Source organism: Carboxydothermus islandicus (assembly GCF_001950325.1).
GTDB lineage: Bacteria > Bacillota > Z-2901 > Carboxydothermales > Carboxydothermaceae > Carboxydothermus > Carboxydothermus islandicus.
On record NZ_BDJL01000017.1, the window covers coordinates 1 to 6,673 of the forward strand.

At 44.0% G+C, this 6,673-nt stretch carries 8 protein-coding genes; 6 read left to right on the forward strand and 2 right to left on the reverse strand.

All coding sequences use genetic code 11. The annotated features are described in order from the left end of the window. From ciss_RS03405 to ciss_RS03420, 4 genes are all read left to right on the forward strand, one after another. Positions 1–562, forward strand: a 562-nt coding sequence (locus ciss_RS03405; RefSeq protein ID WP_143298465.1) for an MFS transporter, incomplete at its 5' end; no start/stop codon positions are given. A gap of 155 nt (positions 563–717) precedes the next feature. Beyond that, a complete protein-coding gene (gene acs / locus ciss_RS03410) occupies positions 718–2,601 on the forward strand; it encodes an acetate--CoA ligase (RefSeq protein ID WP_075865010.1) in 1,884 nt (627 codons plus the stop codon). A gap of 57 nt (positions 2,602–2,658) precedes the next feature. Continuing rightward, on the forward strand, positions 2,659–2,844 hold the full coding sequence (locus tag ciss_RS03415; RefSeq protein ID WP_075864905.1) for a hypothetical protein: 186 nt from the start codon (positions 2,659–2,661) through the stop codon (positions 2,842–2,844). A 100-nt stretch (positions 2,845–2,944) separates the two neighbouring features. Next, entirely contained in the window at positions 2,945–4,582 is a 1,638-nt protein-coding gene (locus tag ciss_RS03420) for a hypothetical protein (protein ID WP_075864906.1), read from the forward strand. 1 nt (position 4,583) lies between these two features. Here ciss_RS03420 and ciss_RS03425 read toward each other — a convergent pair whose 3' ends face one another. Further along, positions 4,584–5,150 (reverse strand): xanthine phosphoribosyltransferase, encoded by a 567-nt coding sequence (locus ciss_RS03425; protein WP_075864907.1) that lies wholly within the window; start codon positions 5,148–5,150, stop codon positions 4,584–4,586. A 76-nt stretch (positions 5,151–5,226) separates the two neighbouring features. Here ciss_RS03425 and ciss_RS03430 point away from each other — a divergent pair, with 76 nt between their 5' ends. Further along, entirely contained in the window at positions 5,227–5,685 is a 459-nt protein-coding gene (locus ciss_RS03430; RefSeq protein ID WP_075864908.1) for a RidA family protein, read from the forward strand. On the opposite strand, the gene ciss_RS03435 is transcribed toward ciss_RS03430, so the two are convergent. Next, positions 5,682–6,083 carry a hypothetical protein gene (locus tag ciss_RS03435; protein ID WP_075864909.1) on the reverse strand — a complete coding sequence of 134 codons (402 nt, stop codon included), beginning with the start codon at positions 6,081–6,083 and terminating at the stop codon, positions 5,682–5,684. The genes ciss_RS03430 and ciss_RS03435 overlap by 4 nt on opposite strands. A gap of 57 nt (positions 6,084–6,140) precedes the next feature. Between ciss_RS03435 and ciss_RS03440 the strand changes: the two genes are divergently transcribed. Then, the gene (locus ciss_RS03440; RefSeq protein ID WP_075864910.1) at positions 6,141–6,647 is read left to right on the forward strand and encodes a GNAT family N-acetyltransferase; all 507 of its coding nucleotides are present in this window, start codon (positions 6,141–6,143) and stop codon (positions 6,645–6,647) included. Positions 6,648–6,673 lie beyond the last annotated feature (26 nt).

The window sequence follows — 6,673 nt, forward strand, 5'->3', positions numbered from 1 at the left end:
ATTAATTAGTATCGGTTTAGGTGCGGGCTGGTACAGTGCGTATTTTGCTACGGTAAACCATATTAAGCTTATTGGTAAGGCTGATCCTGTAACGGCTGCAACGATTATGATGATAGCTGGTGCGGTTTCTTTTGTAGCATATATCTTATTGGGAGGAGTGCTGGTAGATAAGTGGGGAAGAAAACCGGTTTTAATCCTTGGTTATACTTTGGCGGCAATAACCTGGTACCCTCTCTACAAGCTTATTCCTACCGGTGACCCGGTTAAGATGGGAATTGCTGCTGTTTTACTGGCTACCTGGACAGCAATGTACTACGGCCCTTATGGTTCCCTTTTCCCGGAGATGTTCCCGGCTAAAGTTCGTTATACGGCAATGTCGGTAGCTTATCACTTTCCCGTAGGTATTTTTGGTGGGATTGCTCCCTATGCTATGCTGTGGTTTACTCAAAAATTTAACGACCCGCTGGCCGGTGTTTGGTTTCCGGTAATCAGTGTGGCTGTTTCGGCAATTTTAGGGGCTATCTTTCTTAAGGAAACGAAAAAAGTGGATATTTCTAAGTAAGACCACAACCCTGCCCGGTTTATTGGGCAGGGTTGTGGCATTATAGCATCAGTTTTTGGCAATTAAACGGGGAAATTTTGTTATTAGGGGAAGGGAAATGTTTTTTACCCCAGAAATTTCCTAAAATAAAGAAAAAAGCGGCAGGAGGGGATAAGATGAGCGAACTAAATAATTTACTCCAGATGGAGGAGAAAATTTTTCCACCTCCAAGGGTACAGGAGGCAGCCAATTTGAAGGATTTTGATCGGGAATACAGGGAGTCGGTAGAAGACGGTGAGAAGTTCTGGGGAAGAGTGGCTGAGGAGCTTTTCTGGTATGAAAAATGGGAGCGGGTTTTGGAGTTTAATTATCCCTGGCATCGCTGGTTTATAGGTGGAAAAACCAACATAACTTATAATGCTTTGGATGCCCAGGTGGCAAAAGGCCGGGGGAATAAAGCGGCGTTTATTTTTTTAACCGAGGACGGACGGGAAGAGGTTTATACCTACCGGATGCTTAAAGATCGGGTGGAGCGCTTGAGCCGGGGGCTAAAAAATCTGGGGCTTCAAAAAGGCGACCGGGTGGTAATTTATATGCCATTAACCCCGGAAGGGGTTATGGCCATGCTGGCGGTGGCCCGGATTGGAGCGGTACACAGTGTGGTTTATGCTGGCCTTGGGTTTAAAGCTTTAAGGGAACGGATTTTAGATTCCGGAGCTAAATTGGTGATTACTGCCGATTACGGTTATCGCCGGGGCAAAAAGGTTGCGTTAAAGCCCATAGTGGATGAAGCGTTAGAAGGAGTTTCCTGCGTGGAAAAGGTTGCGGTGTGGTTTCGGGAAGAGCGCCAACCTTTAGGGCCGCGGGAAGTGGATTTTCTGACGTTATTTAAAAATCCACCGGGGGAACCGGCGGAAATAATGGAAGCGGAAGATCCTCTCTTTATTTTATATACCTCCGGTACCACCGGCAAACCCAAAGGGGTACTGCACGTCCATGGAGGCTACATGGTGGGAACCTACTACCATGCTAAAACCTTTTTTGATTTAAAAGACGATGATGTGTTCTGGTGCACCTCGGATATTGGCTGGATTGTGGGACACAGCTATATTGTTTACGCGCCTTTGGTAGCCGGGGCAACGACTTTATTTAGGGAAGGGGCACTGGATTATCCTACTCCCGATACCCCCTGGCAGATTATCGAAAAATATCAGGTATCGGTAATTTTTACCGCTCCTACGGCTATCCGGCTTTTAATGAAATACGGGGAAAAGTGGACGGAAAATTACGATCTATCCTCCTTAAGGTTAATAACCTGTGCGGGAGAACCTTTAAATCCCGAAGCCTGGCGCTGGGCTTACGAGAATCTTTTAAAAGCCCACGGGGGATTTATTGTTGACAACTGGTGGCAAACGGAGCTGGGAGGACCTACCCTGGGGACGCCGCCGGTAAAACCGGCAAAGCCGGGCAAGGTGGGATTTGCGTTACCGGGAGTAATAGCGGATGTTTTAGACCGGGAAGGAAAACCGGTGCCGGCGGGGCAGGGTGGACTTTTATGCCTTAAAAATCCCTTCCCCCATATGCTGAGAACTGTTTACGGGGATGATGCTCGCTACGAAAAAGCCTGGCGGGAAATTCCCGGTTGGTATTTTACCGGTGATGTGGCGGTAAAGGACGAGGAAGGGTATTTTGCCGTCTTGGGACGGGCTGACGATGTGTTAAATATTGCCGGGCACCGGATAGGTACTGCAGAGGTGGAGAGTGCTCTGGTTTCCCATCCGGCGGTGGCGGAAGCAGCGGCCGTTGGGGTTCCGGATCCGATAAAGGGAGAAATTTTAAAAGCTTTTGTGATCTTAAAACTGGGGGTAGAATCCTCGGAGGAACTGGCAAAAGAGTTAATAGAACATGTAAAAAAGGAGTTAGGGCCCATAGTGGTGATTGGGGAACTGAAATTTGTGGATAAACTGCCAAAAACCCGCTCCGGCAAAATTATGCGCCGGGTGTTAAAAGCCCAGGAAATGGGAGTGGACCCGGGGGATTTAACAACTTTGGAAGAATAAAAAAGGAAAAACTCTCCCTCTGTCGAAATATTTATAAAAAGACAGGAGGGGATTTCTTTGCCAAAACAGGAAAGAGACCTGGGAACCGGAAAGCTTATCCTGGATTTTATCGATAACCGCTGGTGTGTAATTTATTATACCGAGTTTTACAGTGAAAAAGGACGGGATCTAAAGGAAGAAAACCGCTGGTATTTTGCAAGCCTTGAAGAAGCGGAAAAGTACTTTAACGATTTTGTTTGCTAAGGGCAAAGACTTCGTGCTTTGCTCTTTTTCTTTTGCCTCTTTATTTCTTTTGGTTTAGAAGCTAAAATAAAAGTAATTCCAAAAAGAAAAGGGGATGGCGATGCGGGATATTAATAAAATTTACGCCCAGGCAGTAACGGAGAGCTTATTACAGCCCGACTGGCAATGGTATTTACTGGAAGATAAAATTAAAAATATTTTAAAAACCAGAAAGTTACCGGAGCTTTCCGGTCAAACTTTACCGGAGTATCTGGCTAATGTTACTGCCGCCGAGTTTGCCCGCTGGGTAGATGTTTTGAACCGAATAACCGGGCCTGCTTTAAAAGAAATAATAGTGGAGGCTTTTCGGGAAAAGGATTTGGGATATAAAATTGAGGTGTTAAAAAATCTCGAAAACATTGAAGGAGAGCATCTTGTGGATTTAGTGGAGGAAGTGGCCTGGGAACAGGTGGATTTAGATTCAATTATCGCTTTAACCAAAAAATTTAACCAAAATGCTCTTGATTTTCATTTTTTACATAAAGTGAAAAATCGGGTCCGGGAACTGCCTTTGGAAAATCTTCTGCAGGATAGTCAAGGTGAATATAAAAATGCCCTTCTCTGGCTTTATGCCCAGACTAAAAGCGAGAAAGCTTATAGCGAAATTATCAATCTCAGGAAAGAATTACCAGAGGAATATTTTAATTATCTTTTATTAATTGCCGGCGGGGAGAAAGCTTTGGAACAAATTAAAGATAAAGATTCAGCAAAATTTTTCGAAAATCCCCAGGAAATATTTATGCTCTTGGAAGGGTTAGATGAAGCTGGAATTTTATCCAGGATAACCGAAATTGTTAAACCCGAAGATTTAGCGGATGGTCTAAAGTTTGTAATGGCTTCAATTTTAGAAAGCGGGGGCTTTTATCCGGAAGCGGAAAAGTATTTTGTTGGGCTTACCGGATTTGATTTTCCCCAGAGCTTATATTTAAAAGCCAAGCTTACTCTCCATAAAGGAAGGCGTGAGGAAGCCCGGGAACTCTTTTTAAAGGCTTTAACAGCATTCAGGGAACAGCTTTTAAATCAGCCCGATTTTAACGGCGGTGAAATTGAAGAACTATATTATGCGGGATATAAAGACGGGCTTTTAACTCTGGAAGAAACGGCGAGCTTTTATGCTGACCTTTTGGAAGGAGTGCTCTGGTTTTACGGTGCGGTAACCAGGGAAGAAGTAGAGCCGATTTTTCGAGAAATTCTCGGGGTAATGTTGCCGATTCCGGGAGAAGAGGTGGTAAAAGAACTTACCCGACGGCAGGGGGTTGTGGTAACGGAAAAGATTATTGCCCTAAAGCGGGTTTCTGACCCCGGGGGACTTGTCTCCCGGCGAGTTGCCCGGAAAATTCTGCCCTCTCCCCTGTCGGTAGATACCGTTTTACGGGTTTTTTACGGGGAAAGTTACCGGCTAATTTCCAATTATCAGGAGATTGAGAAATACCTGCAAAATTTAAAACAAAGCCAGGGCTTACTTTTGGTAAACCCCAAGCTTTTTGATTTAAATGCATTAATTGAACGCTTTCAGGTGGAGGAACCGGAAGCAATTGTCCACAGTTATTCGCCCCTGGTTAATGAAAATAATCCTGAAGAGTACCAAAAGCTTTTAAATTATTTAGAAACGGTTTGGAACGATACCCCTAACTGGGAACTATTTGGTATGAGCGTTTCCGAGCTTAAAGAATTATCCGGAGAAAAACTGTTAAACTAAATTAAAGGAATTCAATTTTTCCTTTATTTAAAGATTTTATTTTAACCAAACTTTCGGTGGGAATGCCAAGAGCGCTTAAAAAACTTGCTCCAGCTTGAAAGCTTTTTTCAATGGCTATACCAACCCCCACGATGGTGGCTCCGGCGGCATTGACGATTTCAAGAAGTCCGCGGGTAGCTTCCCCGGTAGCCAGGAAATCGTCTATTATCAATATGCGATCATCGGGAGCAAGATATTTCCGGTCAACGGTAATGAAAATATTCTCCTGGCGGGTATAAGAAAAAATTTTGGCGTAATAAAAATTGTCGGGGATAATGCCTCGTCTTTTCTTGGCAAACACCACGGGTATTTTCATTATGTAGCCGGTCATTAACGCTAAAGCGATACCGGAAGCTTCTACCGTCAGGATTTTGCTGGGGTTTTTGGAAGAAAAGCGCTTGGCAAATTCCTGACCAATTTCCATCAGGAAAACGGGGTCCAACTGATGGTTTAAAAAAGAATCAACCTTTAATACGTTATTGGGTAAAACCCGACCTTCGGAAAGGATTTTTTTCTTGAGTTTATCCATAAAACAACTCCCCAAATACAAAAGATTATAAAAATATTTTACAACCTGAACTTTTTAAATGTAAAGGAGGGGTCGTATGAAAATCGAGCAAAAGTTAAATGAAATGGGAATGCCGCTTCCGCCGGCGCCAGCACCGGTGGCTGCTTACGTGCCGGGGGTATTAATTGACAACTATATTTACGTTTCCGGCCAGCTTCCCTTTGAAGGCGGGGAGTTAAAAACCAGAGGTAAGATAGGAGCGGAAGTTACGGTAGAAGAGGGGTATCGTCTTGCCAAAGTGGCAGCCCTTAACTGCCTGGCGGTGGTCAAGGGGCTTATAGGGGATCTTGACCGGATTGAAAAGATTGTCAAGGTTACCGGTTATGTAGCAAGTAGCCCGGGCTTTAACGATCAGCCAAAAGTAATCAACGGCGCTTCGGAGTTTTTGGCAGAATTACTGGGAGAAGCAGGAAAACATGCCCGGGCGGCGGTAGGGGTCAACGAACTACCCCTCAATTCTCCGGTAGAAGTGGAGATGATTGTTAAGGTTCGTTAAAAATCTATGGTAAAATAAGCATAGGGTTTAGGGGAGTTTTGGGTTAATAATTTTAAACCCGAAAGCTCCCCTAAAGCTATATATGGAACTGTTTTCCTGATAGGTTTATAATAAAAGAGAAGAGAAATTTCCCGGTATCCTTTTAAAAGATAAGGCCAGAGTCTGCGGCTTTCGGGAGTTAAATAAAAATAAACCGGTTGGCCAAAAATTTTCCGGTACGATTCAATTAAAAAGTCCAGGCTGTCAAGGATCCGGGTTTCTCTGGGGAGAATTAATAAAGGCTTCGATAATTCCGCGGAGTCTGGATAAAAAATATACCACAGGCGGTTAACTTTTAAAAAAAGTAGAATTTTATTACTACCGGGAAATTGACCGAGAAAACAGCGGGGGTAGTTCATAGCTTACCTCCGGGATAAAAATAGGTATATTATTTTATTTAAAAACGGGTGGTTTAGGTGACAGTAACTAAAGATGTTATAATTAGGGAAGCCAAGGTGGAAGATTTAAAAGAGATATTTGCCATTTATAATGAGGAAGTTTTACACGGGATTGCCACTTTTGATACCGAACCGGTGGAGGAGGAAGAACAAATTAACTGGCTTTTAAAACGGGAGGCGAAGCACCCGGTTTTGGTAGGTGAAGTAGAAGGAAAAATTGCTGTCTGGGGCAGTTTAAATCCCTATTCTCCCCGCAAAGCCTATGATTTAACCGCTACCGAATCGGTATACGTTCATAAAGATTTTCGGGGGAGGGGCTATGGAGAAAAAATGCTTGTAGCGCTTTTAGAGGAAGCCCGGAACCGGGGGCTCCGGGCCCTATTAGCTTTAATTACGGCCGAAAATGAAGCAAGTTTGAGGCTGCACGCGAAATGCGGTTTTCAGAAGGTGGGGGAGCTTAAAAAAGTTGGCTTCAAGTTTGGTCGCTGGTTGGATGTGGTTATTTTAGAATACCTGTTGTTTTGATTTTCCGCCACCGGCGGTTATTTATT